The organism is Klebsiella sp. LY (genome assembly GCF_004010915.1).
GTDB classification, from domain to species: domain Bacteria; phylum Pseudomonadota; class Gammaproteobacteria; order Enterobacterales; family Enterobacteriaceae; genus Klebsiella; species Klebsiella quasipneumoniae.
This window is the reverse complement of record NZ_CP022444.1, coordinates 4787314-4811355: the sequence shown is the minus strand read 5'-3', so window position 1 is coordinate 4811355 and position 24042 is coordinate 4787314. Positions and strand designations below refer to the sequence as shown.

Genomic DNA, 24042 nt, shown 5'->3' with positions numbered 1-24042 from the left:
TGCGCCGTAAAGTCAGGCGGTCAGTGGTCAATTAACCGGCCATCCGGCCGGTTAATTGGGGGTTAAGCATGGAAGGCAGGCAGCCACTGGCGGTTATGGGCGATCACGTCATCCAACGCTTGTTCGAGCTTCTCGCCGCTGACAATCAGCGGATTCAGCACCAGCGCGCGCCACGCCGTATGGCGGTTGCCGGTGATGGCGGCCTCGATGGTCAGCTGTTCGAAAGATTTCATCAGCTGCAGCAAACGCAGGGTATCGTCAGGGAACGGCGCCACGTTGAGGGGCAGCGGACCGGAAGCGGTGATCAGCGAGCTGACCTCCACCGCACAGTCATCCGGCAGGCCATTGATGGCGCCGTTGTTGCGCGTGTTGACGTGCATGATAATGCGCTTGTCGTTGTAGATGGCATTCATCAGCTCGCAGGCCGCCTCGGAATAGTACTGACCGCCACGGCCCTCCAGCGCCTTCGGTTTAACCGCGAGGTGCGGGTCGCTGTACTGTTCAAACAAGGTTTTTTCCAGTTGCTTAACCACTTCGCCACGGGTCCCTTCGCCGCCCGCCTCCGCCAGCTCCTGACGCAGCAGATCGTCCTTCATGTAGTAATAACGCAGATAGGCGCAGGGGATCATGCCTAAGCCCTGCAGGAGATGCGACGGCCAACGGAACGGCGGAATGTTGCGCGGCACCAGCGGATCCCGACCGGCATTGATCTCGGCGATGACCTCCGGCAGCCACTCTTTTCCTTTGTGCAGGATCTGGCGCACGAAGATAAAGTGGTTCAGGCCGGCGACCTGCATCACTACCTCCTTTTCGTCAGCGCATTGCAGCAGGGTGGTCACCCCTTTTTGCATAATCACCGGCACATTACACAGGCCGACGGCTTTGATGCGACTGTGGCGCAGGATCGCTTCGGTCACCATCCCCGACGGGTTGGTAAAGTTCAGCAGCCAGGCGTCAGGGCAGAGTCGTTCCATATCGGCAGCAATCGCCAGGGCGATGGGAATGGTACGGCAGGCATTGGCGAAGCCCCCAAGGCCGTTGGTCTCCTGGCCGATCAGGCCATACTTGAGGGAAATACGTTCATCGCTGATGCGGGCGTCAAGGCAGCCGGCGCGAAACTGCGAGCAGACGAAATCGGCATCGCGCAGGGCGCTTTCCCGATCCAGGGTAGCCACCACCTCGATGGTCAGCCCGGCTTTGGCGATCATTCGCCGCGCCAGTCCGGCGATGATCTCGACTTTCTCTCTGCCCTCTTCAATGTCCACCAACCATAGCGAAGCGACCGGCATCTCGTGATAGCGGTTAAGCAAACCTTCAATCAGTTCCGGGGTGTAGCTGGAGCCGCCGCCAATCACCACAATTTTGAGTCCTGACATGGTATACCTCGGTTTAGTTACGATATAACTATTTAAAACCGGCCAAACTGGCGTAACAAACGAATTAAATCGGCCTATGCAAGAAGCAAATTAATGCATAAGGGAGACAACCTGTGCTTGAACAACAAAGCATCCTTGCGCTGCTGCAGACCTTTGAGGTGACCGCCCGCCATTTGAGTTTTACCCTCGCCGCGCATGAAATGAACCTGACCCAGGGGGCGGTCAGCCATCGGATCCGCAAGCTGGAGATGCATATCGGATTTCGCCTGTTTATTCGCATGACGCGTAAACTGGCGCTGACGGAGGAAGGCAAACGCCTGCTGACGACGTTGAGCCATTCGCTGCGGGCGATTAACGATGAAATTGAGGATATTCGCGAACAGGATCTGCGCGGCACGCTGCATATTGGTATTGCGCCGACCCTGGCCCATCTTTGGCTGATGCCGCGTCTGCCCCGCTTCCAGGCCCAGTGGCCGGGACTAAATCTACAGTTTCGCGTCCGCGCCGGGGTGATGGATTTTAACGAGGAGCGGGTGGATCTGGCAATTTACTACGGCGCCACGCGCTACCCCGATCTTTATCAACAGCGGCTGATGGCGGAAAGTTTGCTCCCGGTCTGCTCCCCGCGTTATCGCCAGCAGTATCGTCCGCTGAGCGGCGGCGACCCGGCGGCGCTCGTCTGGATCCATGCGTGCGAATCCACCGACGTACAGGATCAATTTGCGGAATGGCGCCTGTGGTGCCAGCACAGCGGACAGGCGTTACCTTTTGACGGCCGGTATTACGCGGTGAATAACCACTCGCTGGCCATCGAGATGGCGCTCAATGGACTCGGCGTGGTGATGGGGCGTAAAACGCTGATCCAGCCGCTGCTCGACGCCGGCAGGCTGGTGGCTTTGTCTGAAAATGAAGCGCCCTCGCCCTTTGGCTATGATCTGATTTGTCCGCAGGAGAACCGCTCGCGCCCGCGCTTTCGCGCCTTCAGCGAGTGGCTGGCGGCGGAATGCGTATGACCGGACATTGCCCGCGGCGCGGCAGGTGCGCAAGCCTGGACTCGACCTCGCAGGCCGGGCAAGGCGAAGCCGCCGCCCGGCAATGTCTCTGAGCGGAGGTTACTTCTCCGGACTGGTTTTGCTTTTCTGCAGGGTTTCTTTCAGCTGGCCAATCAGCTCACGACGAAAATCGCCGAGCCGCGGTTTATCATCGGCGAGCCACGGCAGCGGGCGGCACAGCTCCATTGCCTTGATCCCGAGGCGGGCGGTGAGCAGGCCGGCGCCGATGCCCTGCGCGGCGCGCGCCGACAACCGGGCCGCCAGATCCTGCGACATCCAGTCCATGCCCACCTCACGCACCAGTTCGCTGGCGCCGGCGAAAGCGATATTCAGCAGCACCAGGCGAAACAGGCGCAGGCGGCTGTAATACCCGAGCTCAATGCCGTACAGGGTGGCAATCCGGTTGATCAACCGCAGATTGCGCCAGGCGATAAACGCCATATCCACCAGCGCCAGCGGGCTGACGGCGATCATCAGCGTCGACTCCGCCGCCGAACGGCTGATTTCCCGCCGCGCCTGAGCATCAAGCACCGGCTGCACCAGTTGGGCATAGAGGCTGACCACTTCCCGGTCGCTTTGCGTTTCGTGGATGGCGGCATACCAGCGCTGCAGCGCCGGATGCGACTGATCCAGCCCGGCCTGCTGCGCCAGCTTCTCACAAAAGGCTTTCCCTTTACCGACCGCGTGACTGTGCAGCATATCGCGGGCTTCATCGCGTTCGTGGGCGCGCTGGCGCAGTCGCCACAGGCGGCGCCACTCGGTGGCCACCGATCCGACGCCGGCGCCGACGATCAGCGCCCCGGCGACGCAGCCGCCCAGCGCAATCCAGTCCTGGGTCTGCCAGGCGTTGGCGGTCCACTGCACCCCTTGCGCCACGACGCTGACGCCGAAGATCGCCAGGCCAGCGCTGACCATCCGCCGCCACAGACTGCGTTTCGGCCGCAGCACTGACTCCACCACCGCCTCTGCCGCCCCCTCTTCCTCTTCGCCGGTCACCAGACGCGCCGGCGCGAAGTTATCGGCTTCCAGTCGGTCGAAGGCGCGAGCGCTTTTCAGCGGCGGCGTTTTTTCCGCCTGCAGCGGGCCATCAAAATCAATCCGCGGTTTTAACGGTTCGCTCATCGCAGTTTATCTCCAATCAAAAATTCCAGCGCCGCGTCGAGGCGAATGTGCGGCAAGGGCCGATCGACATCCATGACCTGCGGACGAAAGTTTTCAAACTGAAAGCCCTGCTGCTGCCAGAAGGCCTGGCCCGGCAGGCGCGCTGGCACCTCGCCGGGATAGATGGTCAACGGCTGGCCGTCGCTCAGCCGATTGCCGCGCAGGGCGGGAATTTTCTCGCCGTTCAGCTCAATCAGCCCGCTCTGGGTCGCCTGAATGGACGCCAGCCCCAGACAATCCATACTGATCCCCTCGAAGGCGGCATTCTGCCACGCATCCTGGATCAACTGCTGCAGGAGCGACACCATATTGCTGTGCTGATCCACCGTGACGTGGTCGGCTTTGGTGGCAGCGAACAGCAGCTTGTCGATGACCGGCGAAAACAGCCGGCGAAATAAGGTGCGCTGCCCGTAATGGAAACTTTGCATCAGCTGGGTCAGCGCCAGGCGCATATCGTTAAACGCCTGCGGCCCGCTGTTGAGCGGCTGCAGGCAGTCCACCAGCACAATCTGCCGGTCGAAGCGCAGGAAGTGCTCTTTGTAGAACCCCTTCACTACCTTTTCGCAGTAGTACTTATAGCGTTCGCGCAGCATGCCGGCGTTGCTGTGTTTATCAGCTTGCGCCAGCTTGGCTTCGCCGACGGCGTCGACGTCTGGCCATGGGAAGAACTGTAGCGCCGGCGCGCCGGCCATTTCGCCGGGCAGGACAAAGCGCCCGGGCTGGATAAAGTGCAACCCTTCACGCTTACAGGCGTGCAGATAGTCCGTCCAGGCGGCGGCGATGTCGGCCAGACGGGCCTCGTCGGCAGGAGCCAGCGGATCCAGCCCGGCGCAGAGCTGCCGCCAGCGGGCCGACCACTCTGCACGCTGTCCCTGCAGGAGTCCGGTCATCTGCCGCGACCAGCTCAGATAATCCTGCGCCAGCATCGGTAAATCGAGCAGCCACTCCCCCGGATAGTCGACAATCTCCAGATACAGCGTGGAGGTGTCTTTAAAGTGGCGCAGCAGGGAGTCATTGGAACGGTAGCGCAGCGCGAGACGGATCTCGCTCACGCCGCGCGTCGGGGTTGGCCACATGGGCGGCTGGCCGTACAGCTGGGCCAGCCCTTCATCGTAGGTGAATCGCGGAATGCCGAAGTCCCGCTGCGGCACGCGCTTGACCCCAAGCAGTCGCTCTTCGCGCGCGGCGCTCAGCAGCGGCAGGCGGGCGCCGGTGTGAATATTTAACAGTTGGTTGACCAGCGCGGTGATAAACGCCGTTTTGCCGCTGCGGCTCAGGCCGGTCACCGCCAGGCGTAAATGCCGGTCAACCCCGCGGTTGACCAGCGCATTCAGTTCAGTTTTCAGTCGCTTCATCGCCAGTCCGTTATGCCCTGAAGGTGTGTCTCGTCATCATAAGCTATCCGCCGGGAATAAGCAGGACAACGTTAATCCTTTTGCGCCTTCCCCACGGCGGCGTTATTTCATCCCGCGCGTGACGCGGTTGGCCAGCCGGCTGAGCAGCGGCTCCAGCGCCACCGCCAGCAGCATTTTCAGCGGCCGCCGCGCGACCGATTTGACCGCCCAGCCGGCAACGCCCGCCGGGCCATAACGCAGCGCGGTCAGCAGCGCTAGCTTACCGACGATTTTCAGACCGGGCTTCAACTGCTGCCCGGCGCGTTGCCATTTGCTATTCATGCGTTGCCTCACTCGTTAACATCAGGGTTTACAGCTGACGAAAGCGGCTGCGCAGCGTAAAGGTGTCGGAGGTGACATACCGTTCCATCTCACGCAGACGCTGTTCGCCGGAGGCCAGTTCGGCATCCACGGCGGCCAACAGATCGCCATTGCTCGGCGCTTTATGGCCGTACAGCTCACTGTCCGGCATCGGGTCCAGGGCGAAGGTCAGAATGATGTAGGCCACCAGGACGAAGAAAAAGAGGCCAAAAATCATCGCCAGCACGGTAATCAGGCGCACCAGCTTCACCGGGACGTCAAGATGCTGAGCAATGCCCGCGCAGACGCCCTTGACCATCCCGCGCTGCGGAATACGCCACAGTTTTTTATTCAGATCCAGTCCAGCCATTATTTGTCTCTCCAGTTCGGATGTTCGGCATCCAGGATCGCTTCCAGCGCCTGAATGCGCTCGCGCATCCGCTTCGCGTCATCGGTCAACTGCAGCAGCCGTTGCTGCTCATTTTGCGTCAGACTGCCGTTGGCGCCGCGATTGTTGTAGTGCAGCCATAGCCAGACCGGCAGAACAAACAGCACAAACAGCGTCAGCGGAATGGCGAGAAAAAGCATGCTCATGTGTACTCCTTACAGGGGGTGAGCCGCGGCGCAACGCCGCGCCGCGCAATCGTACTTACTGGTTGGACTGATTCATTTTGGCTTTCAACGCCGCCAGCTGCTCGCTGATTTCATCGTCCGCTTTCAGTTCGGCAAACTGCTGATCCAGCGTCTGCTGCTTGCCAAAGCGGTGGCTCTCCGCTTCCGCTTCCATCTGATCGATGCGACGCTCAAAGGATTCAAAGCGGGCCATCGCCTCATCCAGTTTACCGCTGTCCAGCTGGCGACGCACATCGCGCGACGAACTCGCCGCCTGATGACGCAGCGCCAGCGCCTGCTGACGAGCGCGGGTTTCGCTGAGTTTGTTCTCCAGCTCGCCAATCTCTTTCTTCATCCGCGCCAGCGTTTCATCCACCAGCTGCACTTCGTGGTCCAACTGAGCAATAAGGTCGGTCAGCTTCTGTTTTTCGATCAGCGCCGCCCGGGCCAGATCCTCTTTCTCTTTGCGCAGGGCCAGCTCGGCCTTTTCCTGCCATTCCGCCTGCTGGGCGACCGCCTGCTCAATACGACGGGTCAGCTGTTTCTTTTCGGCCAGCGCGCGGGCCGACGTGGAACGTACCTCAACCAGCGTGTCTTCCATCTCCTGGATCATCAGACGCACCAGCTTTTGCGGGTCCTCCGCTTTCTCCAGCAGGGAGTTGATGTTGGCGTTCACGATGTCGGCAAAACGAGAAAAAATACCCATAATTTCAGTCCTCATAGTTCTGGTTGCAGGCATTCACCTGTGGGTTAGCTAATACAAATGGCGTGCCAACTTTTTATATTATTGATTTTAAACAGAGTGGTTGCGAATTGCGCAGGGCATTGCTACAGTCACCTGGTTAATCCCACTATTTAATGGCGAAATTCATCATGGCGCAGTACAAGGATAATCTGCTGGGCGAGGCCAACAGCTTTCTCGAGGTGCTGGAACAGGTTTCCCGACTGGCTCCGCTGGATAAGCCGGTGCTGGTCATCGGCGAGCGCGGTACCGGGAAAGAACTTATCGCCAACCGTCTGCACTACCTCTCCGCCCGCTGGCAGGGGCCGTTTATCTCGCTGAACTGCGCGGCGCTGAACGACAATCTGCTCGATTCGGAACTATTCGGCCACGAAGCCGGGGCCTTCACCGGCGCCAGCAAGCGCCATCCCGGGCGCTTCGAGCGCGCCGACGGCGGGACGCTGTTTCTCGATGAGCTGGCGACAGCCCCGATGCTGGTGCAGGAGAAGCTGTTAAGAGTGATTGAATATGGCGAGCTGGAGCGCGTGGGCGGCAGCCAGCCGCTGCAGGTTAACGTCCGGCTGGTGTGCGCCACCAACGCTGACCTGCCGCGGATGGTGGAGGAAGGCCACTTTCGCGCCGACCTGCTCGACCGTCTGGCCTTCGACGTGGTGCAGCTCCCGCCGCTGCGCGAACGGCAGAGCGATATCATGCTGCTCGCCAACCAGTTTGCCATTCAGATGTGCCGCGAGCTCGGTCTGCCGCTGTTTCCCGGCTTCAGCGAACGTGCCACCACAACGCTGCTCGGCTACCACTGGCCGGGGAATATTCGTGAACTGAAGAACGTCGTCGAGCGCTCGGTCTATCGCCATGGCGACAGCGAGCACGAGCTGGACGCCATTATCCTCAACCCTTTCCGTCAGACCGCCGCCTCCGTGCCGGAGGCCGCGTCCGGGGACGAACTGCCCGCCCTGCCGCTGGATCTACGCGATTTTCAGCTACAGCAGGAAAAACGCCTGCTGCAGCGGAGTCTGCAGCAGGCGAAGTATCATCAGAAGCAGGCGGCGGAGCTGCTGGGGTTAACCTATCACCAGCTCCGCGCGCTGCTGAAAAAGCATCAGCTGTGAGAGGTACGCGGCAGCAGCAGCGCGCTCACCGCCATCGCCCCCAGGCATAAGGCGGCGTTGAACCACAGGGCATACTGGGCGGCATGGGCCATGCCCAGCGGCAAAAACAGCGCGAAAAGTGACGCTGTCACGGCAATGCCCATCGCCCCGCCCAGCGAGCTGCCCATCTTGTAGATCCCCGAGGCGACGCCAATTTTGTTCTCCGGCGCGTTGGCCACCGCCGTATCCGTTGACGGCGTGGCGTAGCAGCCCAGGCCGAGGCCGAACAGCACGTTGCTGGCGAATACCACGCCGATATACAGCGCCTTATCGAGGAAGGTGCAGGATATCAGGCCGATGGCGATGGCGGTCAGCACCGGGCCGGCCATCATCGGCAGCCGGGCGCCATAGCGCTGCAGCAGCTTCTCGCCGACCCGGATCATCGCCAGGACGGTGACCAGATAGCCGAGGGTCATCATTCCGCTCTCCAGCGGCGTCAGGTGGTGCCCTTGCTGTAGCCAGATGCTGGCGATCATCATGGTGCCAATCGCCCCGTTGAGCAGAAAGTTCGACAGCACCGCCGCACCGTAGGCCCGGTTGCGAAACAGCGCAAAATCGATCAGCGCCGCCTCGCCTTTGCGCAGCCCGCTGCGAATAAACACCGCGCCAGCGATCAGCGCCCCCGCCAGCATGATCAACGACAGCGGACTGGCCCAACCCCAGCCGTGGCCTTTGCTGATAAACAGGTTCACCAGCACCAGCCCGACGATCAGGCTCAGCAGGCCGCCAACGTCCAGCTTATTCTGGCTGGCGCTGGCGCTGCGGCTCTCCGGCGTGCCGCGCAGCAAAAACAGCGCCAGCAGAGCGACGGCAATGGAGAAGACAAAGATCCAGCGCCAGCCCAGGCCGGTGGCGATAGCTCCGCCAACGAAAGAGCACAGGCCGCTGCCGCCCCACGAGCCGATGACCCAAAAGCTGACCGCCCGCTGACGCGCTCGCCCCTGGTACCAGGTCTTAATCAGCGCCAGCGTCGCCGGCATAATGCACGCCGCCGACAGCCCCTGCAGCACCCGGCCGGCGAGGAACAGCCCTGGCCCCTGGGCCAGTACCAGCATGGCGCTGCCGATGATGCTCAGCCCCAGTCCGAGGGCGGTCATCCGCATGCGGCCAAACTTGTCCGCCAGACCGCCGCTGGCCACCACGAAACAGCCGCTGAACAGCGCGCTGAGGCTGACGGCCAGGGTTAGGGTCTCAAGGGAAATATCAAGACTGCTTTTCATCGCCGGCACGACGTTAATCACCGACTGGGCAAACAGCCAGAAGGTTAAAACGCTCAGCACAATCCCTACCAGCAGACGATCGCTGCCGACAAAGGGGGTGTCGCTTACGGTGACAGTGCTCATTGCATGGCCCTCCCGTTTCCGGTGATTAACGCAGATAGTGTTCCGTCAGGCCGCACCACAGCGCCGCGCCGGTCAGCAACAGCGCGTCGTTGAAGTCATAGCCCGGGTTATGCACCATGCAGCGATCCGGCTCGTCGCCAGCGCCGATAGTGAAATAACTGCCGTGGGGGTGCTGCTCCAGCATGAAAGCGAAATCTTCACTGCCCATAAACGGCTTCACCTCGCCCACCTGCTCTGCGCCAAACAGCGCTGTCGCCACCTCCCGCACCATAGCGTTTGCCGCCGGATCGTTACGCAATACCGGGCTGCCGTTGACGTGGGTCAGCGTGGCCGTGGCGTTGAAGCTCTCCGCCTGGGCCACGGCAATGTCATGGATCCGCTGCAGCACGGTTTCACGTACCTGCTCATTGAGGGTGCGCACCGTGAGCTTCATCAGCACGTGATCGTTAATGATATTGGGCGCATGTCCGGCCTGGATGCTGCCGACGGTCACCACCGCCGGCTCAAACGGGGTGATATTGCGCGAGACGATGGACTGCAGCGCGAGGGTAATATGGCAGGCCACCAGCGTGGCATCCACCGTATGCTCCGGCACCGCGCCGTGGCCGCCAACGCCCTTCACTTCAATATGCAGCGTATCGGAGGAGGCCATCATCGCCCCGTCGCGCAGGCCGATTTTACCCAGCGGCTGACCCGGCATATTGTGCAGGCCGAAGATGGCGTCGCAGGGAAACTGGTCAAACAGACCGTCCTCGACCATTACCCGCCCACCGTACAGTAACTCTTCCGCAGGCTGGAAAATCAGCTGCAGCGTCCCGTTAAACTGGCGTGTGCGCGCCAGATATTCAGCCGCGTAGAGCAGCGTAGTGGTGTGCCCGTCATGGCCGCAGCCGTGAAAGCGCCCTTCGACCTGGCTTGCCCACGGCTTCCCGCTCCGCTCCTGCATCGGCAGCGCATCCATATCGGCCCGCAGGCCGAGGCGTTTTTTTCCGTGGCCGACGCGCAGCGTGCCCACCACTCCGGTGCCCGCCAGGCCGCGGTGAACCTCGTATCCCCACTCGCCAAGCAGTCGGGCGATCTCGCTGCTGGTCTGATGCTCTTCAAAGCCGATCTCCGGCTGCTGGTGGAACCGGCGACGTAAGGCAATAAATTGCGCCTCGTTGACCTGCAAGGCTTCAAGCAACGGATGTGTCATTTTTTTTATTCCTGTGTTGTGTTTGCACGACACTTTCGAGTTTATGCGGGTGAAACAGCTTTCAGGCACGGTTTTTTGTTTTATATTGACGAGAAATCAATGAGTGTTTTTCATACATATCGGTTATGACAAAAAACAACCGGTTGCTTTTTGTCGACAGAGGAGAGCCATGTGGAGCAGCATTCAGGCGACTTTAGCGTCACCGTGCGCGATGTGCGTCAGCTGAGCCAGCCGGAAAGCGATCTGCTGACGCTGCTGTGGGTGCTGGAAGGGAGCGTAAATCTAACGGAGGCGGAAGGTGCGCCGCAGCAGCTTGCCGTCGACGAGCTGGCGATCGTTAACCGCAACCGTCGCTGGAGCCTGCGCAGCGCCGGGGGCAACGCGGTGATGATCCTGACCCTCGCCGCCAGCTGGCTGGCCCGCCTCGACACCACTTTTTTTGCCGTCGACTACCAGATATCGCCGCGCACCCGGGATGCCGATGACGGCCTGCGCCGCCTGATGCGCCAGCTGCTGGTGAGCGGTCTGGTCAATCATCCCGGCCATTACCGGCTGGAGGCCAACCGCTGGTTGAGCGAGATAGCGCTGCTGCTGGCCACGCGCTTCAGCCAGCCCATCGTCTCCACGCCGCGACGCGATTCAGAAAAATGGAGCCGGAGGATAGCCAGCGTGGTGGCGCGGATCGACGCCAACTATCAGCGCCGTCTCTCTTTACAGGAGGTGGCGGCCGCAGAGTTTGTCTCCGAGGCCTGGCTGTCACGCCTGTTTCACAAGGAGGTTGGCGTCAGTTTTGTTCAGTACCTCACCGCGCTGCGCCTGCGCCACGCCGCCGACCAGCTGTTAACCACGCGCAAACCCGTTCAGCAAATTGCCCGCGAACAGGGGTTCGCCAGCACGCGAATGATGAGCGATCTGTTTAAGCGCCACCATGGCGTGACGCCGCGCCAGTATCGCGAGCAGTCCCCCCGGGAGCCTGGCCGACCGCGCCCGCCGCAGGGAGATCGCTGGCAGCCGGTGGCCGTGGACCGGCTCTACGCCCGCCTTAATGAGCCGGAACCACCCGACAGGGAGAGCCAGCCGCTGCTGATCAATCCGCCGCAAACCCGGGAGATCAACCTGCACCAGCGACCGGCGCGCGCCGCAGTGCTGCGCCATACCCGGATGGTGGTGACCGTGCGCGAGCTGGACGATCTGCTGCGGGAGGACGTGCGCCGCGAGCTGGAGCAGTTGCACCGCGTCCTGCCTGTGTATGCCATCGATATCAACGACGCCTTTCTCAGCAGCCGCCTGTTCGGCACCGGCTGGGACGATCCGCAGATGGCTGGCTACGCCTGCTGGTACAACCTGCAGCAGATCTTCAGCTGGCTGGCGGTGATGGGCTGGCAGGTGATCCTGCATACCGGGGTCACCACTCGCAGCGACCTGCTGCAGCGCTTCCTGCAACTCGCTGCCAACCATTTTCCGCCGGCGACGCTCAGCAGCTGGCGCTTTGTCTGGCACTGGTCGCCGCAGGCGAGCGAAGCGGCCCGCCAGGCCGCCTGGCGGCAGCAGCGCGAGGTTCTTCACCGTCTTCTGCCGCAGCCGCAGCTGGGGATCTGGCACCGCTTTGCCGCCAGCGCGCCGGGGGACGATTCCCTGTTCCACTCGCCGCTGCTGGCGGAAGCCGATTTTCTCGCCTGCCAGGCGGATGCCAACGAACAGCTCGATCTGGCCCAGGCGGACAGCAGCAGTCTGGCCTCCAGCGAGCACTATCCGGCGCATAAGCTGCGGCAGATCCACAGCGCCCTGCGTCAACGGCAGCTCAACCTGCCGCTATGGCTGCTCTCGTGGAATACGCTGACCGGCGATACGCGAGACACAAACGGGCGCTTTTTTCGCGGCGCGCTGTTGATGGATAATCTGCTGGGGGTCGCTGACCAGGTCTGGCTGGCGGGCTTCTGGTTAAATTCCGGCCTTCAGGGCGAAGCCCGCGCCAACGGCAAGCTGGATACCTCCAGCCTGGCGCTGCACTACCTGCACGGGCTGCCGCGCCCGGTTTACTGGGTGCTGTGGCTCTGGCGACGGCTGCGCGGCGAGATCCTGTTCCACGACAAAAACCTGCTGCTGCTCCATCATCAGGGGCACTACCAGCTACTGCTGCGCAATACGGTGGTCTACAACCCATGGCTCTCCAGCGAAGCGGCTTTTATTCAACGCTTCAGCCAGCCGTACAGTGTGCGGCTGCAGGGGCTCAAGGGCCGCTGGCGCGTCAAACAGCACCTGTTCGATCAGCACCACGGCGCGCTGTTCCCGCTGGTGGACGCCTTTCGCAGCCGCAGCGGCCCCGACGCCGAAGATTATCAGTGGCTGATGCATCAGGCTCGTCCGGCGCTCAGCGTGGAGGAGGCCCGGCTCGATGGCCACTGGCTGCGGGTCGACTCGCTGGAGAGCAACGCCCTGGCGCTGTACGAATTTACCCCTCAGCTCTCCCCCGGCGAGGATCCTGACGCCTGAAGCAAACCGTGAATTTTGCGCTGGCTCTCCGTCGTCGCCGGGTTGAAAACCAGCAGCGACAGATCGGGGCGGCCTTCCACGGCAAAAGAGGTGAACTCCAGATCGAGCGGGCCCATCTGCGGGTGGTTAATGCGCTTATAGCCTTCGCCGTGGCCGGCGACGTCATGGCTTTGCCAGAAACGGGCGAACTCGACGCTTTGCTGGCTGAGCTCCGCGATCAGTTGGTCAGTTTCTTTCGTGGCGCCCATTCGCGTGACGTCGGCGCGAAAGGCGTTAACGATAAGCTGCCCCACCGTCTGCCAGTCCTCCAGGGTGCAGCGGGCCTCAGGCCGGGTAAACAGGCGGCGCAGCACGTTGCGCTCCGCCAGCGGCAGCTGGCCGTAGTCGGTCAGCACCCTCGCCGCCGCCGTGTTCCAGGCGATCACGTCCCAGCTGGCGGAACGGATAATCGCCGGAATGGTGAAGGCGTCCAGCACCCGCTGCAGCCGCGGCGTCATATCATCTGTGACCGTCAAACGGGTCTGCGGCGGATGGCCGAAGGCAAGAATAAACAGATGTTCGCGCTCCGGGGTGGTCAGCCGCAGACCGCGGGCGATCCGCTCCAGCACCTCGCGGGAAGGCGCCCCGCCGCGGCCCTGTTCAAGCCAGGTATACCAGGTCGGGCTGATGCTGGCGAGTTGGGCGACCTCTTCACGACGCAGGCCCGGCGTGCGCCGGCGTCCCGCCGGGAAGCCAAACGTCGCCGGGTCGAGACGCTGACGCCTGGCGCGGAGAAAATCACCTAAAGCATGATTGTCAAAAGTGTTCATCATCTGCCTGTGAGTCTGCCTGTTAGAATTTATACCCCGATAATGTCTCTACTTTTATAGTATGACATCGTGGGTAGGATACGCCTGAAAACCCGTTCAGGAGGTTCATGATGCGTATATTTCTTACCGGCGCGAGCGGATTTATCGGCTCGCGTATTCTTCCGGCGCTGCAGGCGTCGGGTCATCAGGTTATCGGCCTCGCGCGCAGCGACGCTACGGCGCAGGCCCTGGAAGCGGCAGGCGTCGAGGTGCATCGCGGCACGCTGGATGCCCCCGATTCGCTGCTGGCGGGCGTCGAGCGCGCCGACGCGGTGATCCATACCGCTTTCGACCACGACTTCAGCCGCTTTGCCGCCAACTGCGAGAAAGACCGCCAGGCGATCCTGACCATGGGCCAGGCGCTGCGCGGCAGCGAGCGGCCGCTGGTCATCACCTCCGGCACGCTGATGGGCGACGACGGGAGCGGCGCCCCGGCCCGCGAGTCGTGCTTTAACGCAGCGCACCCCAGCCCGCGCACCGCTTCAGAGCTCGCCGGCCAGCAGCTGCTGGAGGCGGGAGTGGACGTCCGGGTGGTTCGCCTGCCGCAGGTGCATGACACCGTGCGCCAGGGGCTGCTGACCTGCTATATCGAGCGCGCGGTCACCAGCGGCGCGGTGGCCTTGCGCGGCGAGGGGAACAACCGCTGGTCCGCCGCCCATGTCGATGACGTCGCGCTCCTGTACGTCAGCGCCCTGCTGCAGGGCGCTGCGGGCGAACGCTACCATGCGGTGGCTGAAGAGGGGATCGCGTTACGAGAGATCGCCGCAGTCATCGCCCGGGGTTTAAATCTGCCGCTGACCCAGTTGGATGAGACGCAGGCCGACGCCTGGTTCGGCTGGTTTGCCCCCTTTACCGCCCTTGAGCTGCGCGCCAGCTCGGCATGGACCCGCGAGCGATTGCAGTGGCAGCCGGTCGGCCCCGGGCTGCTGGAGGATTTACGGAATATGGATTACCAAAAAGTGACGTTGTCACAATAAACGAAGACCTTCCGCCCCTTTATTACACCCGACGGGTAGGGTTAGCCGCCCGTCGGACCATCTGCTTTCTCCCCGCTATACTAAAGCTATTTCCCGGCGCTGGCGCCGTTTCCGCCGTCTTGTCAGCCGCGGCCAAACAGAGCTGACTGGCGATATCGGCGATAAAAAGTTACCATGTTTCATTATACAGACTCGGTTCCGCGACTATTTTAATCAATTGACTGAATACTATACGCCCCCGGTAACCGCATTATCCCTCAGGCTTGTTGAAGGCGGTGGTGAATGTCTATGAATCTTAATAAGATAGAGTTCAACTCTATAATCAAACAGAAAATATGCGCCTGAAATTGTCATCTCTCCTGGCAGCGGTTTCCCTGCTGTGTGGGCAGGCTTTTGCCGCCCCTGCGCTCCCCGACCGCGCCGATATTCGCGACAGCGGTTTCGTCTATTGCGTCAGCGGCCAGGTGAATACCTTTAATCCGCAGAAAGTGAGCAGCGGACTGATCGTCGATACGCTGGCTGCGCAGATCTACGATCGCCTGCTTGACGTCGACCCTTATACCTATCGGCTGGTCCCCGAGCTGGCGGAGAGCTGGGAAGTCCTTGATAACGGCGCCACCTACCGTTTTCACCTGCGTCGCCACGTCCCGTTTCAACGCACGGCATGGTTCTCCCCGACGCGGGATTTCAACGCCGATGACGTGATCTTTACCTTTGGCCGCATCTTTAACCGCGATCACCCTTGGCACAGCGTCAACGGCAGCAGCTTCCCCTACTTCGACAGCCTGCAGTTTGCCGACAGCGTGGAAAGCGTCCGCAAGCTCGATAATCAGACCGTGGAATTTCGCCTCAAGCGGCCGGACGCCTCATTCCTCTGGCATCTTGCCACCCACTATGCGTCGATTACCTCCGCCGAATATGCCGCCCGCTTAACGCAGGACGATCGTCAGGAACAGCTCGATCGCCAGCCGGTGGGCACCGGCCCGTTCCAGTTGTCCGAGTACCGCTCCGGACAGTATGTTCGCCTTCAGCGCCACCCCGGCTACTGGCGCGGCAAACCGTTGATGCCGCAGGTGGTGGTCGACCTCGGCTCCGGCGGTACCGGCCGCCTGTCAAAACTGCTGACCGGCGAATGCGACGTGCTGGCCTGGCCGGCCGCCAGCCAGTTGACGATCCTGCGTGACGACCCGCGCCTGCGCCTGACGCTGCGTCCGGGGATGAACATTGCCTGGTTGGCCTTCAACACCGCCAAGCCGCCGCTGGACAACCCGGAGGTACGCCACGCGCTGGCGCTGGCCATCAACAACCAGCGCCTAATGCAATCCATCTACTACGGCACCGCGGAGACGGCGGCGTCGATGCTGCCGCGCGCCTCCTGGGCCTACGATAACGACGCTAAGATTACCGAATATAATCCCCAAGAGGCTCGTGCTCGTCTGAAGGCGCTGGGGCTGGAAAATCTTACCCTCAAGCTGTGGGTTCCCACCAGCTCGCAGGCGTGGAACCCCAGCCCGTTGAAAACAGCCGAGCTGATCCAGGCGGATATGGCGCAGATTGGCGTCAAAGTGATCATCATGCCGGTGGAGGGGCGCTTCCAGGAGGCGCGGCTGATGGACATGAACCATGACCTGACGCTCTCCGGCTGGGCGACGGACAGTAACGATCCGGACAGTTTTTTCCGGCCGCTGCTGAGCTGCGCGGCGATCGCCTCGCAAACCAACTTTGCCCACTGGTGTAACCGGGAATTTGATGACGTGCTGCAAAAAGCGCTGCTCTCGCAACAGCTCTCGTCGCGGATGGACGCTTACAAAGAGGCCCAGCGCATCCTCGCCCGTGAACTGCCGGTCCTGCCGCTGGCCTCGTCGCTGCGGTTGCAGGCCTATCGCTATGATATGAAAGGTCTGGTGCTTAGCCCCTTCGGTAACGCTTCCTTCGCTGGCGTATCGCGGGAGAAAAACGAAGAGGTGAAAAAACCATGATTATTTTTACCCTGCGCCGTCTGCTGCTGCTGTTGGTCACCCTCTTTTTTCTGACCTTTGTCGGCTTCAGCCTGAGCTACTTCACCCCCCATGCCCCGCTGCAGGGCGCGACCCTGTGGAATGCGTGGCTGTTCTGGTTTGAAGGGGTACTACACTGGGATTTTGGCGTCTCCAGCATCAACGGCCAGCTGATTTCCGAGCAGTTGCGCGAGGTGTTCCCGGCGACCATGGAGCTGTGCATCCTCGCCTTCGGCTTTGCCCTGCTGATTGGCATTCCGGTGGGGATGATCGCCGGCGTGATGCGCAACAAATGGCCCGATACCCTGATCAGCGCCGTTGCGCTGGTCGGTTTTTCGATCCCGGTCTTCTGGCTCGCGCTGCTCCTGACCCTCTTCTTCTCCCTGACCCTCGGCTGGCTTCCGGTCTCCGGCCGCTTCGACCTGCTGTATGAGGTGAAAAACGTCACCGGTTTCGCGCTGATCGACGCCTGGCTTTCGGACTCGCCGTGGCGCCATGAGATGATCGTCAGCGCCGCCCGGCATATGGTGCTGCCGGTGCTGACCCTGGCGGTAGCCCCTACTACCGAAGTGATCCGCCTGATGCGCATTAGCACCAGCGAGGTCTATGACACCAACTACGTCAAGGCGGCCGCCACCCGCGGCGTGTCGCGACGCAAAATTCTACTGCGCCACGTGCTGCACAACGCCCTGCCGCCGGTGATCCCGCGCCTCGGCCTGCAGTTTTCCACCATGCTCACCCTGGCGATGATCACCGAGATGGTGTTCAGCTGGCCCGGACTGGGCCGCTGGCTGATCAACGCCATTCGTCAGCAGGACTACGCGGCGATCTCCGCCGGAGTAATGGTGATTGGCGCGCTGGTGATTATTGTCAACGTGATTTCCGATATTCTCGGTGCCATGGCTAACCCACTGAAACATAAGGAATGGTATGCCCTACGATAGCGTTTATCTGGAAAAGCGTCCGCCCGGCGCGCTGCGCACCGTATGGCGTAAATTCTATGGCGACACCACGGCGATGATCGGCCTGTACGGCTGCGCGGGGCTGCTGCTGCTCTGCGTCTTCGGCGGCTGGTTCGCCCCCTACGGCATCGACCAGCAGTTCCTCGGCTACCAGCTACTGCCGCCATCGTGGTCGCGCTATGGCGAAGTCTCTTTCTTCCTCGGGACCGATGACCTGGGGCGCGATGTGCTCAGCCGGCTGCTGAGCGGCGCGGCGCCGACCGTCGGCGGCGCTTTTGTCGTCACCCTCGGCGCCACGCTGTTTGGCCTGGTGCTGGGCGTCATTGCCGGGTCGACCCACGGCCTGCGCTCGGCGGTGATGAACCATATCCTCGATACCCTGCTCTCCATCCCCTCGCTACTGCTGGCCATCATCGTCGTCGCCTTTGCCGGGCCGCACCTCAGCCATGCGATGTTTGCCGTCTGGCTGGCGCTGCTGCCGCGGATGGTGCGTTCCGTCTACAGCATGGTCCACGATGAGCTGGAGAAAGAGTACATCATCGCCGCCCGCCTCGACGGGGCGTCGACGCTGAATATTCTGTTGTTCGCCATTCTGCCCAATATCGCCTCAGGCCTGGTGACCGAGATCACCCGCGCCCTGTCGATGGCTATTCTGGATATCGCCGCGCTGGGCTTTCTTGACCTCGGCGCTCAGCTGCCTTCGCCGGAATGGGGAGCGATGCTGGGCGATGCGCTGGAGCTTATCTATGTTGCGCCGTGGACCGTGATGCTGCCCGGGGCCGCGATTATGCTCAGCGTACTGCTGGTCAACCTGCTGGGCGACGGTATTCGCCGGGCGATCATTGCCGGGGTAGAATAATGCCGTTACTCGATATTCGTCACTTAACCATCGAATTTAAAACCAACGAAGGCTGGGTGAAAGCCGTCGATCGTGTCAGCCTGACCCTGACCGAAGGCGAAATCCGTGGCCTGGTCGGGGAATCCGGCTCCGGGAAGAGCCTGATCGCCAAAGCTATCTGCGGCGTGACAAAGGACAACTGGCGGGTCACGGCCGACCGCATGCGCTTCGACGACATCGACCTGCTGCGGCTGTCGAACCGCGAGCGCCGAAAACTGATCGGCCACAACGTGTCGATGATATTCCAGGAGCCGCAGTCGTGCCTCGATCCCTCTGAGCGCATCGGCCAGCAGCTGATCCAGAGTATTCCCGGCTGGACTTACAAAGGGCGCTGGTGGCAGCGACTTGGCTGGCGCAAGCGGCGGGCCATCGAGCTGTTGCACCGCGTCGGGATTAAAGATCACAAAGACGCCATGCGCAGCTTCCCCTATCAGCTGACCGAAGGCGAGTGCCAGAAGGTGATGATTGCCATCGCCCTGGCCAACCAGCCACGCCTGCTGATCGCCGATGAGCCGACCAACGCCATGGAGCCAACGACTCAGGCGCAGATTATCCGCCTGCTGACGCGGCTCAACCAGAACAACAACACCACCATTTTGCTGATCAGCCACGACCTGCAGATGCTCAGCAAATGGGCGGATAAAATCAACGTCATGTACTGCGGGCAGACGGTGGAGAGCGGGCCCAGCGAAGAGCTGATCACCCTGCCGCATCACCCCTACACCCAGGCGTTAATCCGCGCTATCCCGGATTTTGGCAGCGCCATGCCGCATAAAAGCCGCCTCAACACCCTGCCGGGGGCGATCCCGCTGCTGGAGCAGCTGCCCATCGGCTGCCGGCTGGGGCCCCGCTGCCCGTACGCCCAGCGCGAGTGTATTGAAACGCCGCGTCTTACCGGGGTGCGCAATCACCTGTACGCCTGTCATTTCCCGCTGAACATGGAGAAAGAGTGAAATGGTCGAAACATTGCTGGAAGTGCGCCAACTCAGTAAGACCTTTCGCTACCGCACCGGCTGGTTTCACCGCCAGACGGTGGAGGCGGTTAAGCCGCTGAGTTTTACCCTGCGCGAACGGCAGACGCTGGCGATTATCGGCGAGAATGGCTCCGGAAAATCCACCCTCGCGAAGATGCTGGCGGGCATGGTGGAGCCCACCAGCGGCGAGGTGCTGATCGACGACCATCCGTTGACCTTCGGGGATTACTCCTACCGCAGCCAGAAAATTCGCATGATCTTTCAGGATCCGTCGACGTCGCTAAACCCGCGCCAGCGCATCTCGCAGATCCTCGATTTTCCGCTGCGGCTGAATACCGATCTCGACGCCGAAGCGCGACAGAAGCAGATCATCGACACCCTGCGCATGGTCGGCCTGCTTCCGGACCACGTCAGCTACTATCCCCATATGCTGGCCCCGGGTCAGAAGCAGCGTCTTGGCCTCGCCCGGGCGCTGATCCTGCGCCCGAAGGTCATCGTCTGCGATGAGGCGCTGGCCTCGCTGGATATGTCGATGCGCTCCCAGCTCATCAACCTGATGCTGGAGCTGCAGGAGAAACAGGGCATCTCCTACATCTATGTCACCCAGCACCTGGGCATGATGAAGCACATCAGCGATCAGGTGCTGGTGATGCATAACGGGGAAGTGGTTGAGCGCGGCAGCACCGCCGATGTGCTGGCCTCACCGCTGCACGACCTGACCCGACGTCTGATTGCCGGCCATTTCGGTGAGGCTCTCACCGCCGACGCCTGGCGCAAAGACGGCAAATAGCGTCGTCTCATTCACCTCGCCCGCTGACCTCACGCCGGCTCGTGGCCAGCGGTTCGCTTAAGGATGGCCACCGCGCTGGCAATGTCCGGCGCCAGCCAACGATCGTCCTCCCAGCCAGGCACGCTTTCGCGCAGCAGGTCTCGCGCCCGGCGCGTGCCCGCGGCCAGCTTCTGCGGCTCGTGAAAATCGAGCCCCTGGGCAGCGAGTAAATATTCGATGCCGAGGATCTGATAGAGGTTGCCCAGCAGGCGCTGCAGTTTCAGCGCAGCGCTGGTGCCCAGACTTAAATGATCCTCCTGCAACGCCGAGGTAACAAAATTATCCAGCACCGCTGGCTGCGCCAGCTGCTTGTTTTCCGCGCACAACGACGCGGCGACGTACTGGGCAATCATCATCCCTGAATTCACGCCCGGTCGGGCGACCAGGAACGCCGGCAGCCCGCTCACCAGAGGATTCACCAGCCGGTCAAGGCGTCGTTCAGCGATAGCGCCCAGCTCTGCCATGGCAATGGCCAGCAAATCGCAGGCCATTGCCACTGATTCGCCGTGCGGATGCGCCTGGGAGACCACCCGCCACTGCTCAACGGTCCCCAGGATCAGCGGATTATCGGTACAGGCGTTGAGTTCGATATTTATCTGCGTCTGCGCGTGGCTAAACTGATCGCGGCAGGCGCCATGCACCTGAGGCATCGAGCGAAGGCTTAGCGCATCCTGGGTGCGAAGTCCTTGACTTTCGGCCAGCAGAGGGCTGTCCGCCAGCAGCTCACGCAGCCGCTGGCCGCTGGTCTGGATACCGGGGCTGGCTTTCAGCGCCAGGATCTCGGCATCGAATGCCACAAGCTGGCCGCGCAGCGCTTCAAAGCTCATCGCGCCGGTTACATCGGCCCAGTCCATTAAGCGCTCGGCGTCGTCTAACGCCAGACAGGCCAGACCGGTCATGCACGGCGTACCGTTGACCAGACTCAGCCCCTCTTTCGCTCCCGGCGCGATGGGCTGCAGATTCAGCTGCGACAGGACCTCTGCCGCAGGCCACGTTCGCCCCTGCCACAGCACATCGCCAACCCCCATCAGGGCCAGGCCAATATGCGCCATATGCGTTAAATAGCCAACTGACCCCTGGGAGGGCACCTGAGGGGTGACGCCATGCTGCAAAAACGCCAACAGTTGCTGCACTATCCCGGCGGAGATCCCGGATTTACCGTGGCTGAAATTGGCCACCGCGGCGCACATAATTGCCCGGGTTGGGGCGACCTCCAGCAACGGTCCCACCCCGCAGGCATGGCTGAGCAACGTATTGCGCGACAGCTGGTGCAGCTGTGCTTCCGGCAGCGTAATATTGCACAGCGCCCCCAGCCCGGTATTGATCCCATAGGCTACCTGGCCGGCTTTAACGATATGCTGGACGATCGCCCGTCCTTGCGCGATACGCGCCCAGGCGCTGTCGCTGAGGCTCAAGGTCGCCTCGCCCCGGGCGACGCAAGCCACCTCCTGCCAGCGTATCGGCGCATCGCCCCACTGGATCATTTTCATACGACCTGTCCTGGCTGTTGATGGCTGGAGATAAATTGCTTAAAGCGCGCGGATCCCTGGCTGCCAAACAGCGCCTCAGGCGCGCCGTCGCAGTCAATCGTCCCCTGGTGCATAAAGACCACCCGGTTGGAGACATGGCGGGCGAATCCCAGCTCGTGGGTGACCACCAGCATCGTCCGTCCCTCCTCCGCCAGGCTGCGCATCACCTTTAGCACCTCGCCGACCAGTTCAGGATCCAGCGCTGAGGTGGGTTCATCAAAGAGCATGACGTCCGGCTCCATCGCCAGCGCGCGGGCTATCGCCACGCGCTGCTGCTGGCCGCCGGAGAGCTGCGCCGGATAAAAATCCTTTCGGTTCAACATCCCCACCCGCTCCAGCAGCTGCTCGGCCTGTTCAATGCAGGTCCGTTTATCGCGTTTGAGCACATAATGCGGCCCCTCAATGACATTCTGCAGGACCGTCATATGCGACCACAGGTTAAAACTTTGGAAGACCATCCCCAGCCGCGAGCGCAGGCGCTCTATCTGCCGGGGATTCGCCGCCAGCCGATGCCCGCGAGCGTGGTGTTTCATTTCAATCGTCTCCCCGCCGACGCTGACCACTCCGGCATCGGGCGTTTCCAGCAGGTTAATGCAGCGCAGCAGCGTACTTTTACCGGAGCCGCTGGCGCCAAGGATCGAAATAACATCGCCCTGCTGCGCCTGGATGGTGATCCCCTTCAGGACATCCAGGGAGCCAAAGGACTTATGAATATCGCTGACCGATAAGGTCACCGGACGTGAATCGAGCATCTTACTCTCCTTTGGTTATCGGCTTGAGCGACACGGTCGCCGGATTTGGCCTGGTATGGGGGGTTAAACGCCGTTCAAGCAGGGCGTATAATTGCACAATGATGAAATTGAGCAGCAGGTAGATGGCCGCCGCGCAGAGAAATACCTCCATCGTCCGGTAGGTACGCTGAATAATCTGTTGGGCCACCCCCGTGACGTCCCAGACGGTCACCAGGCTTGCCAGCGCCGTCGACTTGACCAACAAAATGGCCTCCGTGGAGTAGGCTGGTAGCGCATAGCGCAGCATCACCGGGGCAATGATCCGCCGCAGCAGCAGCCAGCGCGACATACCGCAAGCCTGGCCGGCTTCAATCTGACCCGGCGGTATCGCCAGCAACCCGCCGCGCAGAATTTCCGCGGTATAGGCCGCCGTACAGAGCGCCAGCGCCAGAACGGCGCAGATGAAGGGTTCGCGCAGCAGCGGCCACAGGAAACTGTGGCGGATCACCCCAAACTGACCCAGCCCGTAATAAATGAGAAACAACTGGATCAGCAATGGCGAGCCGCGAAAGATCAGGATATAGCCTTTGGCGAAGCCGCTTGCCAGCGGCCAGCGGCTCATTCGCAGCGCCAGAACGCCAAGGGCCAGCACGCCGCCAAGCATAAAAGAGCAGATAAAGAGCCCCAGCGTCACCGGCAGCGCCGCGCCGAGCTTCAACAACGTCTCACCGAGGAAGGCAAAATCGATAATCATACGGGCTCCTTACGCCTGCGCGGCGCTGCGACGCAGCCAGGCGCGGTTCAGATGGCTCTCCGCCCGGGTAAACGCGCGGTTAGAGAGCAGCGTCAGGATCAAATAGCAACCGCCGCCGATGAGATAGAACAGGAAATAATCGCGGGTAGAGCCAGCGGCAATCTGGCTGGCGCGCATCAATTCAACCATCCCGGTCACTGATACCAGCGCCGAATCTTTGAGGCTCATCTGCCAGACGTTGGACAACCCCGGCAGCGAATAACGGACAATCTGCGGCAGCAGGATGCGCTGCAGGATCCGCCAGCGCGGCATGCCAATGGCGGTAGCTGCCTCCACTTCACCGGGCATCAACGCCAGGCGAGCAGCACGGTAGACTTCCGCCTGATACGAGGAGGAGATCAAACCAATCGCCAGGGCGCCAATCAGAAATGGCGGCACCTCAATAAAGCCGTCTGCGCCAAACAGGCGACCCAGCCATGAAATCATCCCTGAGCCGCCAAAATAGAACAGATAGATCACCAGTAATTCAGGGATACCGCGGAATACCACCGACCAGGCGGCGCCGAACCAGCGCGCTGGCGCGTGCCGGGACAATTTCGCGGCGGCGATGACGCCGCCCACGCCCGCACCGACGGCCAGCGCTGCAAGCGACAGCAGCAACGTGGTCAGCGTTGCGCTGAGGATCAGCGTCCCCCACCCGTTTTCACCCAAACTCAGAAGATTTAACATG

23 protein-coding genes are annotated in these 24042 nt (G+C 61.7%); 9 read left to right on the top strand and 14 right to left on the bottom strand.

Translation table 11 applies throughout. The annotated features are described in order from the left end of the window. Positions 1–62: 62 nt before the first annotated feature. The gene (locus tag CE636_RS26640) at positions 63–1376 is read right to left on the bottom strand and encodes a 6-phospho-beta-glucosidase (protein WP_017900788.1); all 1314 of its coding nucleotides are present in this window, start codon (positions 1374–1376) and stop codon (positions 63–65) included. Positions 1377–1519: 143 nt separating this feature from the next. Here CE636_RS26640 and CE636_RS26635 point away from each other — a divergent pair, with 143 nt between their 5' ends. After that, complete coding sequence (locus tag CE636_RS26635) at positions 1520–2389, top strand: LysR substrate-binding domain-containing protein (protein WP_223171674.1); 870 nt, start codon at positions 1520–1522, stop codon at positions 2387–2389. A 99-nt stretch (positions 2390–2488) separates the two neighbouring features. Here CE636_RS26635 and CE636_RS26630 read toward each other — a convergent pair whose 3' ends face one another. The 6 genes from CE636_RS26630 to pspA all read right to left on the bottom strand — a co-directional run bounded on the left by CE636_RS26630 (position 2489) and on the right by pspA (position 6601). After that, positions 2489–3550, bottom strand: a complete 1062-nt coding sequence (locus CE636_RS26630) for a YcjF family protein (protein ID WP_017900790.1) — start codon at positions 3548–3550, stop codon at positions 2489–2491. Continuing rightward, the gene (locus CE636_RS26625; protein WP_017900791.1) at positions 3547–4944 is read right to left on the bottom strand and encodes a YcjX family protein; all 1398 of its coding nucleotides are present in this window, start codon (positions 4942–4944) and stop codon (positions 3547–3549) included. Before CE636_RS26625 ends, CE636_RS26630 begins: the two co-directional genes overlap by 4 nt. 102 nt (positions 4945–5046) lie before the next feature. Next, positions 5047–5265, bottom strand: coding sequence for a phage shock protein PspD (gene pspD / locus CE636_RS26620; protein WP_017900792.1), 219 nt, complete (start codon positions 5263–5265; stop codon positions 5047–5049). Positions 5266–5293: 28 nt separating this feature from the next. Further along, entirely contained in the window at positions 5294–5653 is a 360-nt protein-coding gene (gene pspC, locus CE636_RS26615) for an envelope stress response membrane protein PspC (RefSeq protein ID WP_004203911.1), read from the bottom strand. Beyond that, positions 5653–5877, bottom strand: coding sequence for an envelope stress response membrane protein PspB (gene pspB, locus CE636_RS26610; protein ID WP_002901911.1), 225 nt, complete (start codon positions 5875–5877; stop codon positions 5653–5655). Before pspB ends, pspC begins: the two co-directional genes overlap by 1 nt. 55 nt (positions 5878–5932) lie before the next feature. Further along, the gene (gene pspA / locus CE636_RS26605; RefSeq protein WP_004203910.1) at positions 5933–6601 is read right to left on the bottom strand and encodes a phage shock protein PspA; all 669 of its coding nucleotides are present in this window, start codon (positions 6599–6601) and stop codon (positions 5933–5935) included. Positions 6602–6753: 152 nt separating this feature from the next. Between pspA and pspF the strand changes: the two genes are divergently transcribed. Then, positions 6754–7743 (top strand): phage shock protein operon transcriptional activator, encoded by a 990-nt coding sequence (pspF, locus tag CE636_RS26600; protein WP_017900793.1) that lies wholly within the window; start codon positions 6754–6756, stop codon positions 7741–7743. Here the strand turns inward: pspF and CE636_RS26595 are convergent. Both CE636_RS26595 and CE636_RS26590 read right to left on the bottom strand, forming a co-directional pair. Next, a complete protein-coding gene (locus CE636_RS26595; RefSeq protein ID WP_017900794.1) occupies positions 7734–9125 on the bottom strand; it encodes an MFS transporter in 1392 nt (463 codons plus the stop codon). The genes pspF and CE636_RS26595 overlap by 10 nt on opposite strands. A 25-nt stretch (positions 9126–9150) precedes the next feature. Beyond that, complete coding sequence (locus CE636_RS26590) at positions 9151–10320, bottom strand: M20 aminoacylase family protein (protein WP_017900795.1); 1170 nt, start codon at positions 10318–10320, stop codon at positions 9151–9153. Positions 10321–10491: 171 nt separating this feature from the next. Here CE636_RS26590 and CE636_RS26585 point away from each other — a divergent pair, with 171 nt between their 5' ends. After that, the gene (locus CE636_RS26585) at positions 10492–12813 is read left to right on the top strand and encodes a helix-turn-helix domain-containing protein (protein WP_017900796.1); all 2322 of its coding nucleotides are present in this window, start codon (positions 10492–10494) and stop codon (positions 12811–12813) included. On the opposite strand, the gene CE636_RS26580 is transcribed toward CE636_RS26585, so the two are convergent. Then, complete coding sequence (locus tag CE636_RS26580) at positions 12780–13622, bottom strand: helix-turn-helix transcriptional regulator (protein ID WP_025999299.1); 843 nt, start codon at positions 13620–13622, stop codon at positions 12780–12782. The two genes, CE636_RS26585 and CE636_RS26580, sit on opposite strands and share 34 nt — an antisense overlap. Before the next feature lie 107 nt (positions 13623–13729). Here CE636_RS26580 and CE636_RS26575 point away from each other — a divergent pair, with 107 nt between their 5' ends. The 6 genes from CE636_RS26575 to sapF all read left to right on the top strand — a co-directional run bounded on the left by CE636_RS26575 (position 13730) and on the right by sapF (position 20259). Then, on the top strand, positions 13730–14638 hold the full coding sequence (locus CE636_RS26575; protein ID WP_164852375.1) for an SDR family oxidoreductase: 909 nt from the start codon (positions 13730–13732) through the stop codon (positions 14636–14638). A gap of 335 nt (positions 14639–14973) precedes the next feature. After that, positions 14974–16617 carry an ABC transporter substrate-binding protein SapA gene (sapA, locus tag CE636_RS26570; protein ID WP_017900866.1) on the top strand — a complete coding sequence of 548 codons (1644 nt, stop codon included), beginning with the start codon at positions 14974–14976 and terminating at the stop codon, positions 16615–16617. Beyond that, positions 16614–17579 (top strand): putrescine export ABC transporter permease SapB, encoded by a 966-nt coding sequence (sapB, locus tag CE636_RS26565; RefSeq protein ID WP_017900865.1) that lies wholly within the window; start codon positions 16614–16616, stop codon positions 17577–17579. Before sapA ends, sapB begins: the two co-directional genes overlap by 4 nt. Then, positions 17566–18456 (top strand): putrescine export ABC transporter permease SapC, encoded by an 891-nt coding sequence (sapC, locus tag CE636_RS26560; RefSeq protein WP_004151901.1) that lies wholly within the window; start codon positions 17566–17568, stop codon positions 18454–18456. Before sapB ends, sapC begins: the two co-directional genes overlap by 14 nt. Then, positions 18456–19448: a putrescine export ABC transporter ATP-binding protein SapD gene (gene sapD, locus CE636_RS26555; protein WP_004203899.1), complete on the top strand. Its 993-nt coding sequence runs from the start codon at positions 18456–18458 to the stop codon at positions 19446–19448. The genes sapC and sapD overlap by 1 nt, the downstream gene beginning before the upstream one ends. 1 nt (position 19449) lies before the next feature. Further along, on the top strand, positions 19450–20259 hold the full coding sequence (gene sapF, locus CE636_RS26550) for a putrescine export ABC transporter ATP-binding protein SapF (protein ID WP_004203898.1): 810 nt from the start codon (positions 19450–19452) through the stop codon (positions 20257–20259). Between the two features lie 29 nt (positions 20260–20288). Here the strand turns inward: sapF and CE636_RS26545 are convergent, their stop codons facing one another. Genes CE636_RS26545 through CE636_RS26530 form a run of 4 tightly spaced genes read right to left on the bottom strand, consistent with a single transcriptional unit; the run spans position 20289 to position 24041 of the window. Beyond that, the gene (locus tag CE636_RS26545) at positions 20289–21788 is read right to left on the bottom strand and encodes an HAL/PAL/TAL family ammonia-lyase (RefSeq protein ID WP_017900864.1); all 1500 of its coding nucleotides are present in this window, start codon (positions 21786–21788) and stop codon (positions 20289–20291) included. Beyond that, positions 21785–22579: an ABC transporter ATP-binding protein gene (locus tag CE636_RS26540; protein WP_017900863.1), complete on the bottom strand. Its 795-nt coding sequence runs from the start codon at positions 22577–22579 to the stop codon at positions 21785–21787. Before CE636_RS26540 ends, CE636_RS26545 begins: the two co-directional genes overlap by 4 nt. 1 nt (position 22580) lies before the next feature. After that, positions 22581–23312 carry an ABC transporter permease gene (locus tag CE636_RS26535; RefSeq protein ID WP_004203893.1) on the bottom strand — a complete coding sequence of 244 codons (732 nt, stop codon included), beginning with the start codon at positions 23310–23312 and terminating at the stop codon, positions 22581–22583. A 9-nt stretch (positions 23313–23321) separates the two neighbouring features. After that, positions 23322–24041, bottom strand: a complete 720-nt coding sequence (locus CE636_RS26530) for an ABC transporter permease (protein ID WP_004203892.1) — start codon at positions 24039–24041, stop codon at positions 23322–23324. Between the last annotated feature and the right edge of the window lies 1 nt (position 24042).

Coding starts and splice junctions, on each gene's coding strand:
- CE636_RS26640 (WP_017900788.1), bottom strand. CDS start 1,376: ATGTCAGGACTCAAAATTGTGGTGATTGGCGGCGGCTCCAGCTACACC.
- CE636_RS26630 (WP_017900790.1), bottom strand. CDS start 3,550: ATGAGCGAACCGTTAAAACCGCGGATTGATTTTGATGGCCCGCTGCAG.
- CE636_RS26625 (WP_017900791.1), bottom strand. CDS start 4,944: ATGAAGCGACTGAAAACTGAACTGAATGCGCTGGTCAACCGCGGGGTT.
- pspD (WP_017900792.1), bottom strand. CDS start 5,265: ATGAATAGCAAATGGCAACGCGCCGGGCAGCAGTTGAAGCCCGGTCTG.
- pspC (WP_004203911.1), bottom strand. CDS start 5,653: ATGGCTGGACTGGATCTGAATAAAAAACTGTGGCGTATTCCGCAGCGC.
- pspB (WP_002901911.1), bottom strand. CDS start 5,877: ATGAGCATGCTTTTTCTCGCCATTCCGCTGACGCTGTTTGTGCTGTTT.
- pspA (WP_004203910.1), bottom strand. CDS start 6,601: ATGGGTATTTTTTCTCGTTTTGCCGACATCGTGAACGCCAACATCAAC.
- pspF (WP_017900793.1), top strand. CDS start 6,754: ATGGCGAAATTCATCATGGCGCAGTACAAGGATAATCTGCTGGGCGAG.
- CE636_RS26595 (WP_017900794.1), bottom strand. CDS start 9,125: ATGAGCACTGTCACCGTAAGCGACACCCCCTTTGTCGGCAGCGATCGT.
- CE636_RS26590 (WP_017900795.1), bottom strand. CDS start 10,320: ATGACACATCCGTTGCTTGAAGCCTTGCAGGTCAACGAGGCGCAATTT.
- CE636_RS26580 (WP_025999299.1), bottom strand. CDS start 13,622: ATGAACACTTTTGACAATCATGCTTTAGGTGATTTTCTCCGCGCCAGG.
- CE636_RS26575 (WP_164852375.1), top strand. CDS start 13,730: ATGATGCGTATATTTCTTACCGGCGCGAGCGGATTTATCGGCTCGCGT.
- sapA (WP_017900866.1), top strand. CDS start 14,974: ATGCGCCTGAAATTGTCATCTCTCCTGGCAGCGGTTTCCCTGCTGTGT.
- sapB (WP_017900865.1), top strand. CDS start 16,614: ATGATTATTTTTACCCTGCGCCGTCTGCTGCTGCTGTTGGTCACCCTC.
- sapC (WP_004151901.1), top strand. CDS start 17,566: ATGCCCTACGATAGCGTTTATCTGGAAAAGCGTCCGCCCGGCGCGCTG.
- sapD (WP_004203899.1), top strand. CDS start 18,456: ATGCCGTTACTCGATATTCGTCACTTAACCATCGAATTTAAAACCAAC.
- sapF (WP_004203898.1), top strand. CDS start 19,450: ATGGTCGAAACATTGCTGGAAGTGCGCCAACTCAGTAAGACCTTTCGC.
- CE636_RS26545 (WP_017900864.1), bottom strand. CDS start 21,788: ATGAAAATGATCCAGTGGGGCGATGCGCCGATACGCTGGCAGGAGGTG.
- CE636_RS26540 (WP_017900863.1), bottom strand. CDS start 22,579: ATGCTCGATTCACGTCCGGTGACCTTATCGGTCAGCGATATTCATAAG.
- CE636_RS26535 (WP_004203893.1), bottom strand. CDS start 23,312: ATGATTATCGATTTTGCCTTCCTCGGTGAGACGTTGTTGAAGCTCGGC.
- CE636_RS26530 (WP_004203892.1), bottom strand. CDS start 24,041: ATGTTAAATCTTCTGAGTTTGGGTGAAAACGGGTGGGGGACGCTGATC.